Source organism: Pelomicrobium sp. G1, from assembly GCF_051905455.1.
In the GTDB taxonomy this organism is placed as follows: Bacteria; Pseudomonadota; Gammaproteobacteria; order Burkholderiales; family UBA6910; genus Pelomicrobium.
The window spans coordinates 1-317 of sequence record NZ_JBQACR010000228.1 but is presented as its reverse complement, the minus strand read 5'-3'; the positions used below and the strand labels follow the sequence as shown (position 1 = coordinate 317).

Sequence of the window (317 nt, the reverse complement as noted above, 5' to 3'; positions counted from 1 at the left end):
GTGCGGGAGGAGGAACGCCGCCGGGTGGCCCGGGAGATCCACGACGAATTGGGGGCAATGCTCACGGCCCTGAAGCTCGACGTCACCCACTGCGTGCAGCGCCTCGCGCCCCATTTAGCGGACGAGGATCGGGAAACGATCGGCAAGACGATCCGCGCCATCGACGCCTCCATCGATGCCGTGCGCAGAATCGTGACCGACCTGGCCCGAGCATCCTCGACGACTTCGGGCCCTGGGCCGCGATCGAGTGGCTTGCCGAGAGCCTGCTGGAGCAGGCCGGCCTCCGCTGCGAGCTCACGATCGAGCCGGCGGCGGAA

Annotated in this window: 1 protein-coding gene; it reads left to right on the top strand. The window is 68.8% G+C overall.

Annotated elements, in window-relative coordinates; all coding sequences use genetic code 11:
- A partial coding sequence (locus ACTFO6_RS18290; protein ID WP_439935809.1) for a histidine kinase occupies window positions 1-317 on the top strand: 317 nt, incomplete at both ends.